The 20,723-nt window shown below is 63.6% G+C and carries 18 protein-coding genes; 15 read left to right on the top strand and 3 right to left on the bottom strand.

What is annotated here, in order from left to right; genetic code table 11:
- The first annotated feature begins 98 nt into the window (after nucleotides 1–98).
- The 12 genes from VIN30_RS03510 (at nucleotide 99) to ahcY (ending at nucleotide 14,233) form a co-directional block, all read left to right on the top strand.
- The gene (locus VIN30_RS03510) at nucleotides 99–725 is read left to right on the top strand and encodes a nucleotidyltransferase family protein (protein WP_326423762.1); all 627 of its coding nucleotides are present in this window, start codon (nucleotides 99–101) and stop codon (nucleotides 723–725) included.
- Nucleotides 718–1,968: an aminotransferase class V-fold PLP-dependent enzyme gene (locus tag VIN30_RS03505; RefSeq protein ID WP_338209311.1), complete on the top strand. Its 1,251-nt coding sequence runs from the start codon at nucleotides 718–720 to the stop codon at nucleotides 1,966–1,968. The genes VIN30_RS03510 and VIN30_RS03505 overlap by 8 nt, the downstream gene beginning before the upstream one ends.
- Nucleotides 1,944–2,381 carry an iron-sulfur cluster assembly scaffold protein gene (locus VIN30_RS03500; RefSeq protein WP_338209309.1) on the top strand — a complete coding sequence of 146 codons (438 nt, stop codon included), beginning with the start codon at nucleotides 1,944–1,946 and terminating at the stop codon, nucleotides 2,379–2,381. The genes VIN30_RS03505 and VIN30_RS03500 overlap by 25 nt, the downstream gene beginning before the upstream one ends.
- A gap of 51 nt (nucleotides 2,382–2,432) precedes the next feature.
- Nucleotides 2,433–5,063: a winged helix-turn-helix domain-containing protein gene (locus tag VIN30_RS03495; RefSeq protein ID WP_338209307.1), complete on the top strand. Its 2,631-nt coding sequence runs from the start codon at nucleotides 2,433–2,435 to the stop codon at nucleotides 5,061–5,063.
- Nucleotides 5,064–5,244: 181 nt separating this feature from the next.
- Nucleotides 5,245–5,964 (top strand): (2Fe-2S)-binding protein, encoded by a 720-nt coding sequence (locus tag VIN30_RS03490; RefSeq protein ID WP_326423755.1) that lies wholly within the window; start codon nucleotides 5,245–5,247, stop codon nucleotides 5,962–5,964.
- On the top strand, nucleotides 5,964–8,258 hold the full coding sequence (locus VIN30_RS03485) for a xanthine dehydrogenase family protein molybdopterin-binding subunit (RefSeq protein ID WP_326423754.1): 2,295 nt from the start codon (nucleotides 5,964–5,966) through the stop codon (nucleotides 8,256–8,258). The genes VIN30_RS03490 and VIN30_RS03485 overlap by 1 nt, the downstream gene beginning before the upstream one ends.
- A gap of 16 nt (nucleotides 8,259–8,274) precedes the next feature.
- On the top strand, nucleotides 8,275–9,213 hold the full coding sequence (locus tag VIN30_RS03480; protein ID WP_326423752.1) for an FAD binding domain-containing protein: 939 nt from the start codon (nucleotides 8,275–8,277) through the stop codon (nucleotides 9,211–9,213).
- 27 nt (nucleotides 9,214–9,240) lie between these two features.
- Complete coding sequence (locus tag VIN30_RS03475; protein WP_338209305.1) at nucleotides 9,241–10,332, top strand: hypothetical protein; 1,092 nt, start codon at nucleotides 9,241–9,243, stop codon at nucleotides 10,330–10,332.
- 18 nt (nucleotides 10,333–10,350) lie between these two features.
- On the top strand, nucleotides 10,351–10,845 hold the full coding sequence (locus VIN30_RS03470; protein WP_326423748.1) for a hypothetical protein: 495 nt from the start codon (nucleotides 10,351–10,353) through the stop codon (nucleotides 10,843–10,845).
- A gap of 207 nt (nucleotides 10,846–11,052) precedes the next feature.
- Nucleotides 11,053–12,315, top strand: coding sequence for an XdhC family protein (locus tag VIN30_RS03465; RefSeq protein ID WP_326423745.1), 1,263 nt, complete (start codon nucleotides 11,053–11,055; stop codon nucleotides 12,313–12,315).
- Between the two features lie 8 nt (nucleotides 12,316–12,323).
- Nucleotides 12,324–12,854 (top strand): rhodanese-like domain-containing protein, encoded by a 531-nt coding sequence (locus VIN30_RS03460; RefSeq protein ID WP_326423743.1) that lies wholly within the window; start codon nucleotides 12,324–12,326, stop codon nucleotides 12,852–12,854.
- A gap of 122 nt (nucleotides 12,855–12,976) precedes the next feature.
- Nucleotides 12,977–14,233 carry an adenosylhomocysteinase gene (ahcY, locus tag VIN30_RS03455; protein ID WP_326423741.1) on the top strand — a complete coding sequence of 419 codons (1,257 nt, stop codon included), beginning with the start codon at nucleotides 12,977–12,979 and terminating at the stop codon, nucleotides 14,231–14,233.
- A 70-nt stretch (nucleotides 14,234–14,303) separates the two neighbouring features.
- Here ahcY and VIN30_RS03450 read toward each other — a convergent pair whose 3' ends face one another.
- Nucleotides 14,304–14,969, bottom strand: a complete 666-nt coding sequence (locus VIN30_RS03450; protein WP_326423740.1) for a hypothetical protein — start codon at nucleotides 14,967–14,969, stop codon at nucleotides 14,304–14,306.
- A 41-nt stretch (nucleotides 14,970–15,010) separates the two neighbouring features.
- A complete protein-coding gene (locus tag VIN30_RS03445; RefSeq protein ID WP_326423738.1) occupies nucleotides 15,011–16,516 on the bottom strand; it encodes a C39 family peptidase in 1,506 nt (501 codons plus the stop codon).
- A gap of 130 nt (nucleotides 16,517–16,646) precedes the next feature.
- On the opposite strand from VIN30_RS03445, the gene VIN30_RS03440 reads away from it, so the two are divergent.
- From VIN30_RS03440 to VIN30_RS03430, 3 genes are all read left to right on the top strand, one after another.
- Nucleotides 16,647–17,177 (top strand): RNA polymerase sigma factor, encoded by a 531-nt coding sequence (locus tag VIN30_RS03440; RefSeq protein ID WP_326423737.1) that lies wholly within the window; start codon nucleotides 16,647–16,649, stop codon nucleotides 17,175–17,177.
- Complete coding sequence (locus tag VIN30_RS03435; protein ID WP_326423736.1) at nucleotides 17,167–17,925, top strand: hypothetical protein; 759 nt, start codon at nucleotides 17,167–17,169, stop codon at nucleotides 17,923–17,925. The genes VIN30_RS03440 and VIN30_RS03435 overlap by 11 nt, the downstream gene beginning before the upstream one ends.
- Nucleotides 17,926–18,134: 209 nt before the next feature.
- Nucleotides 18,135–19,460, top strand: a complete 1,326-nt coding sequence (locus VIN30_RS03430; RefSeq protein WP_326423734.1) for a glycosyltransferase family 2 protein — start codon at nucleotides 18,135–18,137, stop codon at nucleotides 19,458–19,460.
- A 118-nt stretch (nucleotides 19,461–19,578) separates the two neighbouring features.
- Here VIN30_RS03430 and VIN30_RS03425 read toward each other — a convergent pair whose 3' ends face one another.
- Complete coding sequence (locus VIN30_RS03425; protein ID WP_326423732.1) at nucleotides 19,579–20,262, bottom strand: ComF family protein; 684 nt, start codon at nucleotides 20,260–20,262, stop codon at nucleotides 19,579–19,581.
- Between the last annotated feature and the right edge of the window lie 461 nt (nucleotides 20,263–20,723).

The raw sequence follows: 20,723 nt of genomic DNA, 5'->3' as shown, positions 1-20,723 counted from the left end.
TCCGTCCCCCCCCGCTGCACGTCCAGATACCCCTTTTGGGGAATGCGGCCATGGGGGGCACCAGATAGACTCTTCGTGTGCTGAGAGGAGTCTGTTCCATGGAAGTGCCCCCCAAGATCTGCGTGGCCGTGCTCGCCGGCGGAGCGTCCCGGCGCATGGGCGCGCCGAAGCTTCTGGCCGCGTTCGCCCGTTCGACCTTGGTCGACCGGGCCCTGGACGCAGCACTGGACTGCGCTGCCGACGAGGTGTGCCTTGTGACGGGTGCCTATCATGATGCCTTGGTCGCTCATGTGGGCAAGCGGCCCGACGGCGGCGATGTTGCCGTGGTGAGGAACCGACGGTGGTGCGAGGGGCAGGCGTCCTCGGTGCGCGCGGCGGTACGCCATGCGCAAGGACGCTCCTGCACGGCGGTCGTGCTGCTCGTGGCCGATCAGCCTTTCGTGCGTACCGGGCACTTGAATGCCTTGATGGCGGAATACGGCCGCGGGCATGCCCAGGCCTATCTGTCCGCCAACGACCGTCATCGCGGGAACCCGTGCCTGTTCGACCGGGTGGTCTTCGAGGACCTCCTCTCCCTTAAGGGCGACGAGGGCGCCCGGGTTCTGTTTCGCTCGCGCCGCGACATTGCCGCGCGGCAGGTGCATTTCGACGAGCCGTATCTGTTCGAGGACGTGGACACGCCGGCTGATCTTGCACGGGTGGAGGGGCTGGTGCTCCGTGGCTGACGCGATGAAAACCCCGCTCGACCGGGGCCGCTATCCCATCCTTGAGCGGAAAGTGGGCGCAGACGGCGCGCATCGGCTCGTCTATCTGGACAGCGCCGCCACCGCCCTCGTGTCCGCTACCGTCACCGACGCCCACGCGGCGTTTCTGCATACCAGCTGCGCCAACATCCACCGGGGTGCGCACCTTCTGGCCGAGGAGGCCACCGATGCCTATGAGTGCGCCCGCGAGCGCCTGGCATCGTTTTTTGGCGCGTCGTCGCCCGAGGCGGTCGTGCTCACCCACGGCGCTACCGAGTCCCTGAACCTGGCGGCCCTGGGCTGGGGTCGGAGGCATCTTCGCGCGGGCGATATCGTAGCCGTGGCCGCGGACAACCATCATTCCAACATTGTGCCCTGGCAGATGCTCGCAGAGGAGCGGGGCGTGGAGGTGGCGTGGATTCCCGTCGGCGCAGATGGGCTGCTCGACCTTTCGACCTGGTACCGCATCGCCGAGCGAAGTCCTAAGGCCGTGGCGCTGTGCCACCGCTCCAACGTGCTGGGATTCGCCCAGCCCGCTCTGGCGACGATTCTGAACGAGGCGCGCTCGTGCGGCGCCCTCATCGTTCTCGATGGAGCCCAGGCGGCGGCCCATATCCCCGTGGATCTCTCCGACACCCCCTTCGATTTCTACGGCTGCTCGGCTCATAAGATGGGCGGCCTTGCGGGTGTGGGCGCCCTGGTGTGCTCCGAGCGCGCCATCGGCGAGCTTTCTCCCCTCGTCGGGGGCGGCGGCATGGCGGCGCGGGTCGACGACGATGGCTACGCGCCCCTTGCGGGCCCGGCCGGCTTCGAGGCGGGTACGCCGCCTGTCGCCGCCGCAGCCGTGTGGCCTGTGGCCATCGATCTGCTGGAGGCGGCGGGGCTCGACACTTTGGCGGCACACGTGTCCGTTTTGGCCGAAGCGGCGCGGCATCGCCTGGCGTCCATTCCGGGGGTGCGCGTGATCGGTGACGAGCCGGGCAGGGCCTTCGAGTCCCTCGTCTCGTTCACTGTGGACGGCGTGCATCCTCACGATGTTTCCCAGCATCTGAGCAATGCCGGCGTCATGGTGCGCGCCGGTCACCACTGTGCGAAGCCCCTGCACCGGGCGCTGGGCCTCAAGGCCTCGCTGCGGGCGAGCTTTGGCGGCTACAGCGCAGACGACGACGTGGACGCGCTCGTGGCGGCTGTGGAGGAACGATGCGAGAAGAGGAGGACATGCTGATGCCGACGACCATCGACAGCGCCATCATCGAGGAGCGGAGCCGGAGCGCGGCCCATCGCGGCTTCGATGATATAGCCTTTGCGCGGGAGGACGAGCGCATTCTCTCAGCACGCGGCGAGAATCCCTTCTGCGGGGACGAGATAGAGGTGCGTCTTGTTTGCTCGGCCGATGTGGCGGGCGAGCAGGTTGTCGAGCGGGCCCGCTTCGACGGCTACGCGTGCACGCTCTGCCTGGCCGCAGCCGATGCGCTTATGGAGCAGGTGGAGGGCATGACGGCGAGCCAGGCCGCGTCCATCACCTTCGACGATCTGTGCCGATGGCTCGACGGGCTTTCCGTGGGCCGTACGCGCAAGGGATGCGTGGAACTTCCCCTGCGCGCCCTTGCCCGCGCGCTTGCCGACGGGGTACACTAGGCACGGGAAAAGACATCGGCCGAGGGTCCGGAGTCGAAGGGGAGGAGCGGTATGGGCTTGGAAAAGGACGGCGCGGCTGCGTCGAGGCCGCCGCGTCTGGTGATGCTGCCTTCGAAGATAGCCTGTCCCGGCGTGGCCGGAGGCACGGTGCGTCGCGTCGCAGTGGCCGATGCGCTTGAGGGGGTTGCCGGCGCGGCTCTGACGACGGTCGTTGCCCCGGCGGGGTTCGGCAAGACTACGGCCGTGGCGCAATGGGTCGCCGAGACGCCCCTGGCTGTAGCATGGTGCTCGCTGGACGAGGACGATGCCGATCCGGCGCGCTTCTGGGCCGTTGTCTGCTCGGCGGTCCTCTCGGTTGCCGGCGATCTGGGCATTCCCGACAACTTCCTCGATGTTCCCTGGGCCGACCAGGCGGCTTCCCATGCGGCCTTGGCCGAGCTCATTGTCGCGTTGGCGGCCCACGAGGGCGATCTTGCCGTCGTGCTGGAGGATATCCACGCCGTGCAGGGGTCGCTGACCAGCGGCGATTCCCTGTCCTACTTCATACGGCATCTGCCGCCGAACATCCACGTGGTGGCCACATCCCGCATGCCCCTGCGCATTCCCCTGGCGAAGCTGCGCATGCAGGGGAAGCTGCTCGAGATCGGCGAATCGCTGCTGCGCTTTACCGCCGACGAGGAATCGGAGCTGTTCTCTTCGGGCGGAGCCCATCTCGACGAGGCTGCTCTGGCGCGCATGCGCGAGACGACGGGGGGATGGCCCGCCGCGAGCCGCCTGCTCGCCATGTGCTGCGAGGGGGCGGGCGTTGCCGCGGCAGAGCAGGCCATAGAGCGGGCGCGGGAGAATGTGGGGGAGTACCTGCTGGAAGAGGTTGTGTCCTCCGTCGACGCCGATCTCCTTGACTTCATGGTGAATACGAGCGTGGTCGACAGCTTCGATGCCGATCTGGCGGCTGCCATCACCGGGGAGTCAGCCGACGGGGTGCGCCGCCTCATCGACGAGATGGCGGCGAGCGGCCTGTTCGTCCAGCGACTTCCCCGCGAGGGCCGTTCCGATTGGTTTCGGTACCATGCCATGCTGCTCGAGGTCCTTCAGGAGCGATTCAAGCGGCTGCCCGAGCCTGAGCGCGCCGCGATGGCGCAGCGGGCACGCGACTGGTACCTCGCCGAGGGCTATGACGATGCGGCGGTCACGCTTTCCTACTGGATGCGCGACTGGGATGCCATCTGCGGCATCATCGCCGCGCGGTGGAAGTCGCGGTACATGAACGACGACAACGAGACGGTGCTGCGCTGGGCCATGACGCTTCCGCCGGATGTCCTGGAGGCTCATCCGTTCGTGTGCGCGGCGGCGGCGCTTCCCACGGCGCTCGTCAAGGGCCCCTTGGAGGCCAACGGGCTCATCCACAAGGCGATGCTGCGCCTGAAGGACGGCGACGATTTCCTCTTCGCCTTCTGCATGGTGCAGAAGGCCTTCCTCGCCGTGTTCCAGGGCCAGTGGGATGCCTGCCGCGATTTCGCGGAGAGGGCCCTGCGGTTCCTTCCCGCCGAGGAGCACTATCTCCGCGGCATGATGCTGCAGCTGACCGCGTCGTCGCTGCAGTACGTCGATCCGGTGGAGTCGAAGCGCTGCTTCGCCGAAGCCCTGGAGGCCCAGCGGCTGACGGGCAACGCGAACCTCATCTGCTCGGCCTTGGGGAACCTCGCCGTGCTCGCGGCCGTGCTGGGGCAGAACGCCGAGGCCGACAAGTTCGCCCACCAGGCCCTGGTCCTTTACGACAAGGGCGATCGGGAACGCAAGCCGATGCTCGCCCATGCCCACTGGGCGCGGGCGGTCGTGGCGCATCGGGAGGGGGATGATGCCCGCTTCACCGCGGAGCTCGGCGCCTACCGTCGGCTCGCAGCCGCCTCGCGCGTCCCCTCGCTGGCGGTGTCCATGGATGTTATCGAGGCGAATCGGCTGATGGCGCTGGGCGAGGGCGCGAAGGCCCGATCGCTGCTGGCCGGTGCCATGGCCGAGGATGCCCTTGCCGTATCGACGGCGCTGCCCTCGCTTCCCCTGATCAGGCTGTGGCTTGCGGGCAATCGCGGCGCGGGGCCGCGCGATGCCCGCGCGCCCGAGCCGCGCCTCGCCCTGCTTGCCGCCGCTCTGGGGTACTGCTCCGGCGACTACGATGTCGCGGATGCGGTGGCGGATATCGTGCGCGCGACGCCCCGCGAAGACGTCGTCCTCTGCACCGCCGCCCGCGTTCTCGCCTCCCTGCTCGCGTTCCAGGCCGGACGCACCCGGGCGGCGACGGATCTTATACGCGAGGCCTTCGACATCGCCACCCGCGCGGGCTTCGTCGCGATCATTCGGGAAAACGCCGAGGAGCTGATCGTGCTCGCTCCGGTGCTGCGCCAGGCCGAGGGGGATGCTGCCCGCAAAGCCGCCGATGCCGCGCTCGTGCGGCTCGTCGAGGATTCCGCCGTCCCCGCCTCCGGGCCGTCCGATGCCCTGACCGAGCGCGAGCGCGAGATTATGGCCGTGATGGCCGACGGCGCTACGGTGGCCCAGGCGGCCGAGCGGCTGGTGGTGTCCCGCGAGACGGTGAAGAAGCATTTGGGCAACATCTATTCCAAGCTGGGCGTGCATTCCAAGATGCAGGCTGTGGCCCTCCTGCGCGACGAGGGTGTGCTGTAGGACATCGTCCTTTGTGCGCCGCTTTCCGTTGTGCGCCTCGATTTCCCGGTTGGAACCGGCGGAGCGGGGCGCTTACCCCAAAAATACCCCGGGGTATACCCCCTTTGCGTAATGCGGCCTAGCCCCCTCCTCCTTATTCTAGGCATGTCAATAACGACAGCTGAAGAGAAGGAGGAGAAGGATGACGATGAGCGATGTGTCCCGTCGCGACTTCTTCAAGGTCGGCGGCATCGCGGGCCTGGCGGCCGGCGTGGCCGGTCTGGGCATCGGCAGCGTGCTCGGCGTGCCGGAGGAGGCCGTGGCCGAGACCGTGACCGTCACGGACTTCGTCTACACCTGCCCGGTGTGCGGGAGTAAGACCACGGACTACGATGCCCTGGTCAAGCATTTCGAGGAGGCGCATCCCGATGCCACCTGCGGCATTCCCCAATGCGCCGTTCTGAACATCAACGGCAACGAGATCAAGGTGCAGGTGGAGCCCCAGTGGACCCTGCGCGAGACCCTCCTGCGCGCCACCGACCTGCACGGCGGCACCAAGGAGATGTGCGACCGCGGCGGCTGCGGCAGCTGCACCGTGCTCGTGGACGGCACGCCGGCGCTGGCCTGCACGATGCTCGCCGTCCAGTGCGAGGGGCGTGCCATCGAGACCTCCGAGGGCATCGCGGCCGACGAGCGGTATCGCCCGCTGGTGGAGGCCTATGCCAAGCACGACGCGGCCCAGTGCGGTTACTGTACCCCGGGCCAGTTCACCGTGGCCAAGTACATCATCGAGAAGTACGGCGAGCCGACGGCCGAGCAGATCCGCGAGGAGCTGGCCGGCAACATCTGCCGTTGCGGCACCTACAGCCGCCATGTGCAGGCCATCCAGGAGGCCGCCGCTGCCATGAAGGGAGGCAACTAATGGGTGCTGCCTGCGAATCCATCCTGTCGGGCGTGAACGACGACCGCACCGAATTCAAGTACGTCGGTACCTGGGACCATCCCGGCCGCCAGTCCTGGGACATGATCTCGGGTGCGGCGATGTATCCCACTGATATCTGGATGCCCGGCACACTCACGGCCATGGCCCTGCATTCCCCCTACGGCCATGCGAAGATCAAGAGCCTCGACATTTCCGAGGCGGAGAAGGTGCCCGGCGTGCACCTCGTGCTCACCTACGAGGACGAGGAAATCGCCTCCATGCCTAAGTACAAGCCGGCCTACTTCGCCTTTGGAGAGAGCCCGCTTTTGGGCGATGAGGCCGAGTTCGAGGGCGACGAGGTGGGCGTGGTCGTGGTGGCCGACAACGAGGAGGCCTGCAAGCGGGCGCTCGATGCTGTGGCCGTGGAATGGGAGGCTTTGCCCTTCATCACCGACTGCCGCGAGGCCGCCAAGCCCGGCGCGCCCATCCTGCGCCCCGAGATGAACCCCGACTCCAACATGACCGGCAACACCTTCGGGGCGCCGGTCGAATGGGAGATCGGCAATGTGGAGAAGGGCCTGGCCGAATCCGACCATGTGGAGGTCATCGAGTACGGGCGCCCCATGTGGAGCCAGTTCCGCTCCATGCCGCCGGCCTACTTCAGCTACTGGGACAACGACCCGTGGGGCAACCCCGACGGCGAGAAGATGTGCTACGTGACCAACCACGCCCACTTCCCGAACAACGGGCCGGCCGTGTCCGCGTTCATGGGCATGGGCACCTATGCGGACAAGGTGCGTGCTCTCTCGCCGTACATGGCCTCGCGCTACTGCGACTTCGTGGAGAAGCGCGGCGCGCTTCTGGCCCCGGTGCTCTCCAAGCGCCTCGGCGGCACCCCCGTGCGTTTCGTGAGCACCCGCCGCCAGGCCTTCGACGCCGCGGTGCCCCAGACCTACATCACCGCCCGCATCGGCTACAACAACGATGGCACCCTGCATGCGGTACAGTCGAAGAACGTGCACCAGTCCGGTGCCCGCGGCGGCTACGGCGACAAGACTCACGGGCACTTGGTGCTGCCGCCTAATGCCCAGGCCTTCAAGTCCACCACGTGCCCCAACATCTACTCCGAGATGGCCTACTACGTCACCAACGGCGCCTGCACCACGGCCGACCCGGGCAAGGACATGTGGGAGCCGGTGAATCTGGCCTTCGCCCATATCGCCGACGCTTTGGATATGCCCATCACCGACGTCATCATGAAGAACGTCTCGGTGACCGACCCCTCGCTCTCTGCCTGCATGGACGCTGGCAAGAAGGCGTTTGATTGGGACGGGAAATGGCACAAGGCCGGCGAGAAGACGCTGGAGGACGGACGCCTGCACGGTGTGGCGGCCCGTGCCTGCTGGTCGATGACCTGGGGCATGATCTCCTACAACATCAATTTGCGCATGGGCGTGGACGGCAAGATCTACATGCCCTACGCCGAGGCCCTCATCGGCACCTACTGGCCCGATGCGGTGCAGCTGGTCATCGCCGAGGAGATGGGCATGAAGCTGGAAGACGTCATCGTCTACTACGCGCCCAACTACAACAACTGGCAGCAGGGCGACGCGGCCGACCGCGGCAGCACCTGCACCTGGGCGGCCAAGGAGGCGGCCGTGCAGCTGAAGCAGCAGATTCTCGCCACGGGCGCGGCGCTGTTCGGCGTGACGGCCGACGAGGTGGATCTGGTGGACTCCATGATCACGCTGAAGGCCGACCCCTCCCAGCAGATGCCCATCGTGGGTATCGGCCAGCTGGCCGTGGGGTATTGCGGCAAGCCGGAGGTTCCCTTCCAGTCCGATGTGGTGCGCACCATGAACGTGGACTTCTGCGAGGTGGCCGTCGACCCCGAGACCGGTCTCGTGGAGATCACCGACTACGTGTCGGCCCACGACTTCGGCAAGGTCATCCGCCCGGCCTCGGCCTTGGGCCAGATCGAGATGGCGCTCACCATGGCCGAGGGGCGTGCGCTGCGCGAGGAGCTCATCTGGGACGAGAACACCGGTGTGCTATTGAACGGCAACATGTACGACTACAAGGTGCCCACGGCCCTCGACCAGCCCGCCATCGAGGGAGTGCCCGTCGAGACGCGCATGGGCGGCGGCGCCTACGGGTCCACTGGCGTGGCCCATGCCCATACCAATGCGGGCCTGGTGGGTCTGGCTATCCAGAATGCCATCGGCGCTTGGGTGAACCAGCAGCCCTTCACGCCCGACAAGGTGCTGGCCGCCATCGCTTCCAAGCAGGCGTAGAGAAGGAGGAGAAACGATGAAGCACTTCAAGCACATGCAGGCCTCCTCGGTCGACCAGGCCGCCAGCGAGGCAGCGAACGGCACCGCCTGGGTCATGGCCGGGGGCACCGACCTTCTGGGAACGCTCAAGGACGAGATCTTCCCCGAGTATCCCGAGACGGTTATCGACTTGAAGACCATTGAGGGCATGGACGGCATCGAGGATGCCGGCGACGAGCTGCGCATCGGCGCACTGGCGAGGCTTTCGGATGTGGCCGAGAGCGATGTGGTGAAGGAGCATGCCGCAGCCCTGGCCCAGGCGGCCTCGCGCGTGGCATCGCCCACCATCCGCCACATGGGCACGCTCGGAGGCAATGTCTGCCAGATGCACCGCTGCTGGTATTTCCGCGTGCCCGACGATCGCTTTCACTGCCGGCGCAAGGGCGGCAAGACCTGTCCGGCCCGCATCGGCGACAACCGCTACCACTCCATCTTCGGCGATGACGGCGGCTGCTTCGCCTCCTCGTCCCACGACACCGCTCCGGCGCTCGTGGCATTGGGGGCCACGGTGGTCACCACCAAGCGCGAGGTTCCCGCCGAGGAGTTCTTCGGTGCCCGCGGCCACCGCTCCAACGTGCTGGAGGACGGCGAGGTGGTGAAGGAGTTCCGCGTGCCCAAGACGGCCAAGAGCGCCTTCCAGAAGTTCGCCCTGCGCAAGTCCATCGACTTCCCTGTGGTGAATTGCGCCGTGGCCCAGGGCGCCGACGGGGCTACCCGCGTGGTGCTCGGTGGCGTGTACCCGGCGCCCTGGCGCTCCAAGGAGGCGGAGGCCGAGGTTTCCAGCGGCGTGAACGAGCAGTCCGCCGCGAAGGCCGGCGAGGCGGCCGTGTCGGTGGCCAAGCCGCTCGGCAAGAACGCCTACAAGGTGGACATCGCGCGGACGCTCGTGAAGCGCACGCTGACCGAGATCGCCTAATCTGACGCTCGGATGGAGGAGACGGCTATGGCCAGGAGCACAACGACGTGGGGGAGCGCTCTGGGGGCGCTACGCCAGTGGGCGGCTTCCCAAGAGGACATCGACCTCGCACCCGGCAGGGTTTCGGTGCGAAAGCCCCTGCGCGAGGAGTTTTACCGGCGGGTCGAACAGGTGCAGGGGCTGCTTGCCGAGGAGGTCTTGGCTGACGGCTTGTCCGAGGCCGAGGTGCTGGCCGGCCGGCTTGCCGCGGTGAGAGACGACCTTTGCCGAGCTGCGGGCCTTTCCCGCTACGCGTTGGCCCCGCGCCTCGAGCAATTCGTCGCCGATCCGCGCGCAGCCGCCGCGCGGCCTCTGCAGGCCCTCGTGCTGGATGCGGCAAGCGGCCTGGTTCCTTTGGCCGAGGTGGACGGCGCAGCGCGCGAGGTAGCGCGGGCTCCCTTCGAGGTGCTCCTTCGCGCGGCCTACGAGGCCTGGGTCTACCTGGGCGTGGCGAGCGCCCTTGCACCGGTGCGTTTCTGGGCCGTTGCTGCCGGGGGCCCCGATTCGCTTGTGGCGGTCGAGACCGACGAGGTGCGTGCCGGGTGGCAGGTGCCTTCGCGCGAGCTTCGCGTGCCCGAGGCGATGTTTCGCACGCACGAGGGCGAAACTTACGCGCTGAAGATGGAGTGCGCGCGGGAGATCGACTACTACGATGCTATAGCTCCGCTGGCGCGGGATACCTCGGCCGGAGGGAATACCTACGAGCTTTTGAGCCACCGCGTGCTTTTGCTCTACCGTCTTGCCGACGAGAGGGCGGTGGTGCCTGTGGTCGATCGCAAGGAAAAGCACCAGGTGCACTGCGATTTGGCCGTGAGCGTTCTGGCTCCCCGCGAAATGGAGAATCGCTCCTATTTGGGCGCCTTCATTCAGCGGGCCCAGAAGCTGCGCATCAAGCGTCCGCTGCAAGTCGTCACCTACGGAGCGGCCAAGGGCTTTCCTCCTGAGATGGCCGATGACCCTGCGGCCCCCGCAGTTTGCTGCCACCAGGTGGAACTCGACGAGGAAGCGCTTGACGTGATAGCTCGCGAACTTCAATCCGAACCGATTCGCAACGTTGCTTTCAACCCCATTTCTCACTAGTTGAAAAGGAGATAAGACATGAAGGGAATGAAAAGGAAGGGCCTCGCGGCGATACTGTGCGCCTCGGCGCTGACTTTAGGCCTTGCGGGCTGTGCGCCCGAGACTCAAGAGGTCGCCCCCAGCGATGGCCTGGCTTCCAATGATATGGTGGTGCGCGGCGAGTACACGCCCTATGACCCGAGCGTCGATGCCGCGGCCGCGAGCGGCAAGGCCATCGAGGGCTCCGAGGAGGAGCAGCTCCAGCAGGAGCGCATCGCAGGCGGCGCCGTGGGCGCCGTGCAGTCGACCAACCTCGAGCCGCTCGAGGGCATCACCGACTACAGCGCGGGGGAGTACGTGCCGGTCTACGGCATCGCCTGCGATATTCCCGAAGTGGTGCACGGCGACACCAAGGGCACAGCCTGCACGACGTGCCACACGCCCGACGGATCGGGTGTGGGAATCCAGATGCCCGCGAGCCACGTCGATCAGAACTTGACCGACGGGGAATGCCTGACCTGCCACGATATGTAATGATGCCGTCGCTGCTGACGCAACGGCGAATGCATCGACGCTGCGGTTCCGACAGGCGCCTGGCCTTGCCCCTTGTTTCGGGCTCGGCGTGATCGAGGGTCACTTGACCCAAAGGCGGGGCGATTCCAGGCACCTGTCGGCCCCTCGCTGACTTCCTTGGGCGAACCAGCGAGGTTGTTGATTGATATTTATCAGGAGGAGAGGAACATGCGCGAGGTTCGTGACGATGTGCGCCGGTGGTTTGCCGAGGGGCAGTGCGTGGCCCTGGCCCAGGTGACCAAGACGTGGGGGTCTTCGCCCCGCGTGCCGGGGTCGGTGATGGCGGTGTCGGCCGACGGCAGGCTTTCCGGTTCGGTTTCCGGCGGCTGCATCGAGGGCGCCGTGGCCCAGGTGGCCATGGAGTGCGCGACCGGGCGGCTCTCCTCCCTTGAGAAGTTCCACGCCTCCACGCGACGGGCCCAGGAAGTGGGCCTGTCTTGCGGCGGCAACATCGAGGTCTTCGTGAACGCCCTCGATGAGGTGCTCTTCGCCATGGAAGACGCGCTGCTCGCCGCCGATGGCGCCTATCTGCGCCTGACCGCCGTGGAGGCGGCGGAACCGGTCTCCGGGGACATCCGCATCGAGCCCCTCCCCAGTGCGGATGCCCCCGAAGGCGAGGCATCCCTTATCGGCACGACCCTTATCGTGGCTGATGAGGCGACGGCCCGGGCGGCGCTTGAGACCCTTGCGTCCGACTGCCGGGAACGCCTCGCGGTTATCGAGGCGACTGCCGACGATGCGGTGTGCGCCGTTGTGCCCGTTGAGGCGGTTCGGGGCGCAGGTGCGGGGGAGCGCATCGCCCGTGTTGCCGCCGCTGCCTGGGATCGGCCCCTGACCGAGTCTGCGGGCCATGTTATCGAGGGGCCGGTGGATTGGTTTTTCGCCCGCGTGTCCTCGAAGCCCCAGCTTATCTGCATCGGCGGCGTGCACATCGCCATGCGCCTGTGCGAGATCGCCCATGTGCTGGGGTTCCGTACCGTCGTCATCGACCCGCGCCGCGTGTTCGCCACCGGCGAGCGCTTCCCGGGCGTTGACGAGCTTGTGCACGCGTGGCCCCAGGAGGCTTTCAAGAGCATTCCGCTCACGTTCTCCACGGCGGTGTGCGCCTTAACCCACGACCCGAAAATCGATGTGCCCGCCTTGTCGGTCGCCTTGAAGTCGCCGGCCTTCTACATCGGCTCCCTCGGCCGCATCACCACGCAGCTTTCGCGCTACCGGGCGTTGGTGGAGGCGGGGCACACCGACGAGGAGATCGACCGCATCTTCGGTCCCATCGGCCTCGACCTGCGCGGCCGCGAGCCGGCCGAGATCGCCCTGTCGGTTATGGCCGAGATCACCGCCGTGCGCCACGGCAGCCCCTATGCGCTGACCACCATGGCGGAGTCTGCCCGCAAGGCCGAGGCCGATGCGGCCGCCAAGGCCTCGCGATAGGCTGTGTTGTGGCTGCCAACGCGCGGAAATTTGCCGCCGCCGCCTTTCTGCTTGCGGCAGTCGTCGCCGTCGGCGCTATCATGACGCCGAAGTCCGACGATGCTTTCGAGGAAGGTGCTGGGGTGATCGAGAAAATCAAGGCGAGCGAGGCCCGCGACATGATGGTCTCCAACGAGACGGTGGTGTTCGATGTGCGCACGCTGGAGGAATATGCCACCGGGCACATTGTGAACGCGCGGCTTCTGACGCTTGATGCTATCGACGGGCAGTCGGCGGCCGAAGTCGCGCCCGACAAGACGGCTCCCGTGCTCGTCTACTGCCGCAGCGGCGTGCGCTCCGCCGAGGCCGCGCGCAAGCTGGCGGCCCTGGGCTACGAGCAGGTCTACGACTTCGGCGGCATCATCGATTGGCCCTACGACACGGTGGTGGGCGAGGAAGAGGTCGCCGAGAGCGGCCTTGCCGCCGACCAGCTTCCCGTGGGCGTGAAGGTCGTCTGTGGCCAGACGAAGTCGATTCCCCGCGAGCAGGAGGAGGACTGACGGCGGCGTCCCGTCGGATGGTTTTTGGGAGCAGCGGCCGGGCGCGGGCGGGGAAGGGGCTGCGGCCTGTGGTACCCTGTGCCCCATAAGCCGTACGATTCCGCGAGGAAAGGAAGCCTTCCGTGAGCAAAGCCTGCGACATCCGTGACATCAATCTGGCCGACGAGGGCCGCGCCCGCATCGAGTGGGCCGACCGCGACATGCCCGTGCTCGCCCGCATCCGCGAGCGCTGGGCCGAAGAGCGTCCGCTGGAGGGCGTGCGCATCGGCGCCTGCATGCACGTGACCACGGAGACGGCGAACCTCATGCGTACCCTGGTGGCCGGCGGCGCGTCCGTGGCGCTGTGCGCCTCCAACCCGCTTTCCACCCAGGACGACACCGCGGCCTCGCTGGTGCGCGACTACGGCATCGAGGTGTACGCCATCGCCGGCGAGGACACCGAAACCTACGAGCGTCATATCGCCGCCGTGGTGGCCACCGACCCTCAGATCATCATGGACGACGGCGCCGATCTGGACACCGCCCTGCACACCAAGTTCACCGACAAGCTGGCCGGCGTCATCGGCGGCACCGAGGAGACCACCACGGGCGTGGTGCGCCTGATGGCCATGGCGAAGGACGGCGCCCTGCGCTATCCGGTGTTCAACATTAACGATGCCAACACCAAGCACTGCTTCGACAACCACTACGGCACGGGCCAGTCCACGCTCGACGGCATCGTGCGCGCCACCAACCGCCTGCTGTGCGGCCGCACCATCGTGGTGTCGGGCTATGGCTACTGCGGCAGCGGCCTGGCCCAGCGCGCCCGCGGTATGGGCATGGACGTCATCGTGTGCGAGGTGGATCCCCTGAAGGCCCTGGAGGCCCATATGGAGGGCTACCGCGTGATGAAGGCGGAGGACGCCGCCCGTTTCGCCGACGTGTGGGTGACCGTCACCGGCGACTGCAACGTCATCGACGAGCCGGCGTTCAAAAACATGAAGGATGGCGCCATCATCTGCAACTCCGGCCATTTCGACTCCGAGATCAACATGAAGTGGCTGCGCGAGAACGCCGTGAAGACCGAGGAGATCAAGCCGCTCGTGTGCGAGTACACGCTGTCCGACGGCCGCACTGTCATCGTGCTGGCCGAGGGGCGTCTGGTGAACCTGGCCTGCGCCGAGGGCCATCCCGCCAGCGTCATGGACATGAGCTTCGCCAACCAGGCCCTGGCCGCCGAGTACCTGCACGAGCACGCCAGCGAGCTGGAGAACAAGGTGTACGACGTGCCGGCCGCCATCGACGACGGCGTGGCCCGTACGAAGCTGGAGACGCTGGGCATTCAGATAGACACCCTCACCGAGGAGCAGATCGCCTACATGAACTCCTGGAATTTCTAGAAGCCTGAATTCAGCTGTATTCCCCAGGGCGGCCCGCCACGCGAGCCGCCTTTCTTATAAGACGGTATGTCTAACGATTAAGGTTAATGTCGATCCATTTGCCCGGAGTTGAGTAATCTATGGAAGCTAGGAACGGGACGAGCTCCTCCTCAGTAGTTTCGTGTTCTGAGTGGGAAGGGGCGCCTTCGTCTTCGTCGTATTCCTGATTCTCGACGGGGACGATCTCTCCACCGTTTGTGACGAGCCAGCATAGGTCGGAGTCCACCTCTATTTCCGCAAAAGAGACTTCCTCGTTAATGAGGCTCTCGTAGCAGGCCAGGTTGTCCGTAACCACAATAGGATAGTTCCCATCGAGTCCTGGCGCGCCGTCGTCTGGCACGTACTGCAACGCGAGAAGGGTGTCGCCTTTCATGAGAGGATACAGTTTGGCGGCTATTACGCCGAGCTCTTCGTTGAAAAGGTAGTAGCGGGGGACAGGGCTGGCGATCCAGTACTCTCCAGCTGGTCTGGCGTCTTGCTCATTGTGCTGCTCGTATCGCTGTATCGTAGCTATCGAGCAGTTGACAACTCGCTGCTTTAGTGATTCTTCATTGGCTTCCTGCACACTGCGCGGACTGCACCCCGAAAGAACCAAGAGGAGTGCGAGCGCGGCAAATACAAACAGGGGTATGCGCGCATTCTTGCCTACTGTTTTTTCTGGGAAGTGATGGACCGAAAACGTTTGTGGGAAATTCATTCTAAGTCCTTTAACGACCAGATGTGACTTCAATTTGGGTCTTAAGGGTTGAGGCAATGGCCACTGGAATCGAATCGATAGATTTTTCCGCTAATGCTCCAATTTCCGTTGGCAAGCATAGAGCCTTCTGGACCTCCACTGGGCACGTTATTTCCTGTTCGAAGGTAGTACCAGTAGGAACCTTCTTTATACCAGCCTGTTCTCATTGCTCCTGACGAATCGAGAGAATACCATTTTCCGGAAATATTCTTCCATCCTGTCGCCATTGCTCCGTTACTCTCGAGGTAATACCACTTGCCGGAAACTTTTACCCAACCTGTTTGCATGGTTCCTGCCGAATTGAAGTAGTACCAGGTTCCGGTGACGCTCAGCCATCCCTTGGCTGTGGAGCCGTTGGTGTTAAGATAACTCCACGTCGATCCCCCGTAAGGTTTCTGCCAACCGTTCAATACTAGAGTGCCTGTTTTCCACGCAAAGGTGTTTCCCTCGCTGGAGTTGTAGTAGAACTGATAATATCCGGAGGTTTTTGTCGCATATATGATGCCCGTACCTCCAATTCCAGGATTCACAACGCGCAAGGCCATGGCGCCAGAGCTATATGTTTTGTAACCATCTATGATTACCGCATGGCCTCCTGCTTTGTTGGAAAGGGTCCTTGCATAAACTGGGATTCCCGAGTTGATCCATGTTCTGACTTGCGCATCAGTGAGTGGCCCATTGATGGAGCACGTGCCGATTCTTGTAGATGAGTTAGGATATGTGTATCGTGCAAATCCATTCTGTGCGTCGCTGGCCGTTCCCGCGACATATGCGCCTTTTATAGCCATGGCAAGGCTTCTGGGAGTATGGGTGGTGTTGTGGGTAAGGTACCTTCCCGCTTGGCAAACGCTGGCCGCCCAGCATATGGGGTCTCCGCCCTGCATCACATGTGGGACGCCGAGGGTTTTGCTGGAGGTGACGGTGATGCTTCGCGGCAATGGCGAATTCACCTCATAGGTCACATTGCTCGCTTGGCATATTTTTTGCATAGGAAGGTCTTCGACAGCGACAACTTCGAGCTGGGTCTTCCCTTCATCATTTTGCATGACGGCTTTTGCGTTGCCGTAATGATTGTCTAGGCAATATAAGACGTTATCCATCTCGGCAAATATGAGATCCTCAGATTCCGACAAATCCGATTTTGCTATCGCAGAACTTACATCAGTCGAAAGTGTATAGGTAGAACCTTCGTCGGAATCTACGGAAAAGATCAGAGCAACGATTTGCCCTTTGCTGAGAACCTTCCAGCTTCGGTGGTCTGTAGTTAAAATGTCTTCTTGGTTGAGATCGTATACGGGCTTTGGCTGACTCAGCGTTATGTCAGCGACATCAATATCGGGGGAATAGTCAGCAAACATTTCTACAAGAGCGTATAAATGGTCTTGTTCCTCCTGCGAATTGTTTTCTTGTGCCCATCCGGGTTGAGGTGATGATGCGAGCGCGGCGATGAGTATCGCGAGGTATATTCCTAAGAGGTATCTGGGTAGGCTCCTCGGGTGTAAATTCATGGTAGTCGCTCCTCTCTGCTTAAATTGTTGTCAGCTGCGGAGAGAGTGAAACACTCGTCCCTCATTTCATAAATCGCTTTAGGTTGGTAAAATGTTTCATCATTTATCATCTTTTTGAACGAGTGCGCGGGTGGAAAAGTTTGTCATCAAAGACGAGGCATGGTTTAGACGGATTTTGGAGGAATTGGGAACGCCTCTTTATCGCTATCTTTGCAGCCAGCTTATCGACCAGCGGTGGGCGGAGGATATCTATCAGGATGTTTTCCTCGCTTTGCTTAAGACCAAAACCGAATTTGTCGATGATGATCATGTGCGATTCTGGCTTTTCCGGGTTGCCTCGAATAAAGTCAAGCAGTTTTTTCGAAAATCGTCTACGCTGCGTGAGGTCTTGGTTGATGTTGATGCGTCGCCGATATTCAGGCATCTTTCTGCGAGTGATGAGGGCTGTTCGGGGCTTGACGCCGATCACTGTGTTTGGGAATACGTAAGCGATCTCCCTCGCGCTCAAAGGGAGTGCATTTACCTCAAGTATGTCGAAGGCTACTCTGCCAATGATATTGCGAGGATTACCCAAAGCCGGGCGTCGACGGTGCGGACTCGTCTTCTCCGAGCGCGCATTGCTCTACGCCGAGCCATGGAGGGGGGCGGCTATGGATTTTGACGACTACAGAAAGGCCGTTGAGCGGATCGAGATGCCCGTCGATCTTAATGACCGGGTATTGCGTGAGGTAAGGCGACGAAACATGTTTTCTGGATCGGATTCCAAGCTTTCGATGGCGAAAGCCTCCTCGAAAAGAGAGGATTCCTTTTGCAGGAGAATAAGCTTCCAGCCCATAGCGGCGGCTGCGGTTCTTTTAGCAATAGGGGTGTTTTTAGGGCTGTCCCTGCTCTCCGTGCCGTCTGGCTTCGATATATCCGGGGCGCCTCAGCCTGCGACTCTTCAGGATGCGGTTTCCTCTCGCGTTGTGGAAGACGGCGAATCTTCAAGAGCGTGGGCGTTTCTCTCCTTGGGTCAGATTGCGCCCGCAGATGAGGGCGTCCGAGTCGAGATTCTCGTAAGTCTGCAGATACCAGATGATGATGCGTCTAGTTCTTATGAGCTATCTTTGACCAAAGGCGACGAACCGCTGCCGATTTCTGCACTGTCGCCTCTCGACGGTGCCGAGGCTGCGAGTTCTCTTCCTTTTGATCAGGGAGAAAGAAATCCTTGTTTCACCGTCAATATATTAGTGAGTTCGGGTACGACCTATGAGGGAATCGACCTTGATGAAAACCTGTCGCAATATGAGCAGGATGCGCTTGAGATAATTACCGCTTGCCAAATTTTGCTCAGCAATGACGAGGGGACGAGCGAATATGTCTTTACTCAGTGCACTTTTGGCGAACAGGTTCTTGAGGAGCCTCGTTAGGGCATCTTGGTGCAAATGCGAACCTTACGCTTTCCTTACAGGTGTGGAGGGGGTGTGGGGCAATTGCGGAGAGCGGCGGCTCTTTATGACCAAAAGGCATCAAATTCCCCGGATAGTCCCAAAATGGGCGCACGATGGAATTCATAAGGCTATAATTCAGTCGTTTGCGTAGTCGCGCCCTGGCGGGTGCACGTCCAAGGAGTAATTTGGTGTTCGATACCGTGGCATCGCAAGTGTCGGCTCTCTCGTTCGTCGACATCTTCAATTTCTGCGTGTTTCTGACCTTTACCATTTGCTACACCTATCAACTCTACTATGTACTGGTCGTCCTTACCCGCAAGGCCCCCAAGGTGCAGGCGAAGAAGAACCATCGCTACGCCGTTATGGTGGCCGCCCGCAACGAGGAGGCGGTCATCGCCGACCTCATCCATTCCATCAAGGTGCAGAATTACCCGGCCGAGCTCATCGACGTGTTCGTCATCGCCGACAACTGCACCGACAACACGGCGGCCGTGGCCCGCGAGGCCGGCGCCATCGTGTTCCCGCGCCATAACGAGAAGCAGGTGGGGAAGGGCTACGCGCTCGATTACGGGCTGAAGGCCATCTGGGAGCAGTACGCCGACAAAGACTACGAGGCCTACTTCGTGTTCGATGCCGACAACGTGCTGGACGTGAACTATTTCCGCGAGATGAACGCCACCTTCGATAACGGTGCCAAGGCCTCCACCTCCTACCGCAACTCCAAGAACTTCGGCAGTAACTGGATCTCGGCCGGCTACGGCGTATGGTTCCTGCGCGAGGCGAAGTTCCTGAACCAGGCGCGTCTGACGCTGAACACCTCCTGCGCCGTGTCGGGCACGGGCTTCTTCATCGCCGCCGACATCCTGAAGGCCGCCGGCGGTTGGAAGTGGCATCTGCTCACCGAGGACATCGAGTTCTCGGCGTCTTCCATCATCGACGGCGTGCGCATCGCCTACTGCCCCACGGCCGTGCTCTACGACGAGCAGCCCATCACCTTCCGCGATTCCTGGAACCAGCGCTTCCGTTGGGCCAAGGGCTTCTACCAGGTGTTCGCCCACTACGCGGGCCGTCTGGTGAAGGGCGCGGTCACCAACCCCCGCGGCTACCGCTTCGCCTGCTACGACATGCTGATGACCATCGCCCCGGGCATGCTGCTGTCCATCATCTCCATTATCTTCAACACCATCATCATCGTGCTGGCCGCCACGGGCGTTATGTCCACGGGCGTGGCCATTGCCTCGTCGCTCACCTCCATCGTGTTCTGCCTGTGCAACTACCTGATGTTCATGTTCGTGTTCGGCGTGCTCACCACCTTCGTGGAATGGGATTCCATCCGCACCACCACGGCCAAGAAGGTGCGCTACATGTTCACCTTCCCGCTGTTCATGCTCACCTACATTCCCATCGCGCTGATCGCGCTGGTGAAGAAGGCCGCCTGGAAGCCCATTCGCCATTCCATCTCGGTGGACGTGGCCGAGTTCTCCGAGGCCGAGGGCGTACGGCTCTCGAAGTAAGGTCTTGCAAGCTGCCTTCCTTCTGTTGTAGGATAAGGCAGGCTCGAGGGGAGCCACTTGGCTACGTGTTACTCCCCTGAACCGTTTTGATTAGGCGCGTCTTCTATGGCGCGCTTTTCTATGCCCGAGCGAAGGTGATGCAGTAGATGTCCTGGGCACCTCCTTTCCTCAGGGCTTCTGTGGCGGCGAACAATGTGGCGCCGGTGGTGCACACGTCGTCCACCAGGATGACGCGCCGCGGCACCGTGGCCCCCGGCAGCACCGTGAGGGCCGCGCGCATGTTCCCGATGCGCTGGGCGCGCGACAGTGTGCGTTGGTCGAGGCGGCGCGGGGGTGCCAGCAGGGGAGCGAAGGGCGTCTCGACAATCCACGACAGCTCGCGCGCTATGTGCTCCGCGTGGTCGAAGCCGCGGCGGCGCCGGGCGGCCGGGGTGGCGGGCACGAAGGCCATGGCCGCCTCGGCCAGCCAGCGGTCGGGCAGGTAACGGGCCATGATGGCTGCCATGGGCCGTGCGAGGGCGCGCTCGTTCTGGTCTTTGTACACGGTGACGATGCGCCGCGCCTCCTCGGTGAGCAGAAGCGGGCTGACGGCGCCGTCGTAGGGCGGCGCCTGATAGCCGAACGGCTCCAGCATGACGGCGTTGCACTCGGTGCACTGCACCCGCCCGAACGGCGCCCCGCATCGTGGGCAGGCCGAAAGCGCGTCGATGTAGGGCAGCTTCCGCGCGCACGAGGCGCACAGGGGAGCGCCCGGGGCGTCGCATACGGCGCAGCGCGTGGGCCACAGGGTTTCGGCGGCCACTTCGAAGACGCGCTCCCGCCAGCCCCGTCGACGGTGCTCGGAGGGCCGCGCGGGCGTTGACGCCGCGGGGTTTTCCGCAGCGCGGGGGCCGCGATCGGTACCGGTCGCGGGCGGGAAGAGGGGGAGTTGTTCGCAAAGGACGCTCATGCTCCCAGCATAGCGCGCACTTGTCGCAGTTCTGTCTCGGGAACGACCGCGCCCTTGTCGCGCCCCCGTCGGGATTCCGCCGCCTTCCGGTCGCCCTCCAGCCGCGCCGCAGCCGCGCCTGCACCGCCCGGGAGCCGTCCGTCAGCCGTTTGAAAGACGTTTGTCAGCCATAGGTTCTCTGGGCTTTTCTTGGAAGAGGGCCCGATCTGCTACACTTATCGGTGCTTCTTTCGAGTCTGTAGTTGCGGAGGCGCCCCGACGCTTCCAAGTCCAAGGCAGATGCGGTCGAAAGGATCCACGTAAGCGCGCGGGCC

The organism is Adlercreutzia wanghongyangiae, from assembly GCF_035989245.1.
Classification (GTDB): domain Bacteria; phylum Actinomycetota; class Coriobacteriia; order Coriobacteriales; family Eggerthellaceae; genus Adlercreutzia; species Adlercreutzia wanghongyangiae.
The sequence above is the reverse complement of the archived record's forward strand: the minus strand, read 5'-3'. Positions and strand labels throughout refer to the sequence as shown.